Annotated in this window: 1 protein-coding gene; it reads right to left on the bottom strand. The window is 70.4% G+C overall.

The window, feature by feature from the left end:
- Positions 1-13: 13 nt before the first annotated feature.
- Positions 14-1,702: an IS1182 family transposase gene (locus AB0C46_RS40665; RefSeq protein WP_362834172.1), complete on the bottom strand. Its 1,689-nt coding sequence runs from the start codon at positions 1,700-1,702 to the stop codon at positions 14-16.
- Between the last annotated feature and the right edge of the window lie 97 nt (positions 1,703-1,799).

The raw sequence follows: 1,799 nt of genomic DNA, 5'->3' as shown, positions 1-1,799 counted from the left end.
GGGATGCCGTTGGTTAATCCGGGGTCCGGGTTGTTTCGCCCCGCCGAGCTTGTTGCTCGGCGGGGCGAAGTGCTGCCAGGTGGGAGGTTCGGGTGCGGGCCCGGGGCGCCGCGGTGGTCCAGGTGTCGAGGCGGGCGAGGTTGATCGCGGCTGCGGTGAGTTGGTGCTGAAGCGCGGTTCTGTCGAGTCCGCGGTAGCGGCATTGCCGCAGGCCCGTGCTGCGGATGGCCTGGGAGATGGTGCCCTCGATGCCGTTGCGGGCCGCGTAGCGTTCCCTCCACTCGGGGGTGCCCTGGGCGGCGCGGGCCTGCCGGATCGCCTCGTGCTCCGAGCGGGGCCGCAGGGTGATTTCCCGTCTCGTGGCCCGGGTGGAGCTGATGCACTCAGGGCGGGCGGGGCAGGGGCGGCAGTCGGTGGGGGAGAACGCGATGCGAATGACCCGGGTGCCGCGGTGGGAGAGTGCATCGCGCCACTGGCCGGTGGTGATGCCGTTCGGGCAGGTCACGGCCTTGTTGTCCCAGTCGACGGTGAAGGCGGTCTGGCTGTAGGGGCCGGCGGCCTGGGCGGTGGTGTCGCCCTGGATGGGGCCGGTCAGGGTGATGCCGTGTTCCTGGGCGGCGGTGACGATGCGGGGGCCGTCGATGTAGCCCGCGTCCAGCAGATGCTCATTCGGCAGCAGGTCCTTCGCGGCGAGGGTGTCGTGGACGAGATCGGTGGCCTTGATGTCCTGGACTGTGGAGTCGCTGGTCAGCACGTTCGTGATCAGGTGGGGTGTGTCGGGGTCGCAGGTCTCGGTGAGGTGGACCTTGAAGCCGTCCCACTTGATGTCCCGCTTCACGCTCGCGCGGGCCTCGGTGTCATAGGGACTGACCAGGCGCAACGCGCCTGGCGGGCACTCTTTTGGGGCCCGCCACCTCACCTCGCCCTCCGCGTCGAGGAAGTACTGCTGCACCCATGCCTGGCGCAGGGTCTGGACGGCGGGTAGTTCACGCAGCCAGCCCGGCGCGTCGGGAGCGTATGAGTCGGCGAGCAGGCGCATGCCGTCCCGGCCGGTCTGCTCGGCCAGCTCGCACCGTTTGGCCTTGGCGGAGGGCAGCCAGTAATCCTCCGGCCGGGAGGCATACCGGTCGAACCAGGCCGGGTCGGCATGAGCGGTCAGCCAGTCGGGGGCGGCGGCCGCGAGCGCGTTGAGCGCCGCTCGGAGGGTCTCGATGACGAACTCCAGCCGGTTCAGCGACCGGATCGCGGCCAGTACATGTGTGGAATCCGTCCTGGCCCGGCCTGGCGGCTTGAGCACGCCGGCCTTGCGGGCGGCGTCCAGGACCCGGTCGAGAACCTGCTGCCCGGCATCGGCCTCCACCAGCCGGGTGCGGAACTCGCTGAGCACGGAGTAGTCGAAGCCGGGATCGGTCAGCTCCAGGCCTAAGGCGTACTTCCAGTCGATCCGGGCCCGCACGGCCAGGGCCGCCTGCCGGTCCGGCAGCCCTTCGGCGAACTGCAATACCGACACCAGCGCCAGCCGGCCCGGCGACCACGCGGGCCTGCCCCGGACAGGGAACAGGGCGGCGAACTGCTCGTCGGTGAACAGCACCCCCAGCTCGTCCCTGAGCCGGATCGCCAGGCTCCCCTTCGGGAACGCCGCCCTGGCCACCCGTACCGTCTCGCCCGGGACTTCACCCGCCTCCCTAGGCTGCATCGACACCTGCGTCCTCCCCAAACGACAACGTCGGCCTTCAAGACCCCAACCGGGCCTTGAAGGCCGACGTCACGCTCGGCCCCGGATTAACCAACGGCATCCC

Source organism: Streptomyces sp. NPDC048637 (assembly GCF_040650675.1).
GTDB lineage: Bacteria > Actinomycetota > Actinomycetes > Streptomycetales > Streptomycetaceae > Streptomyces.
The sequence above is the reverse complement of the archived record's forward strand: the minus strand, read 5'-3'. Positions and strand labels throughout refer to the sequence as shown.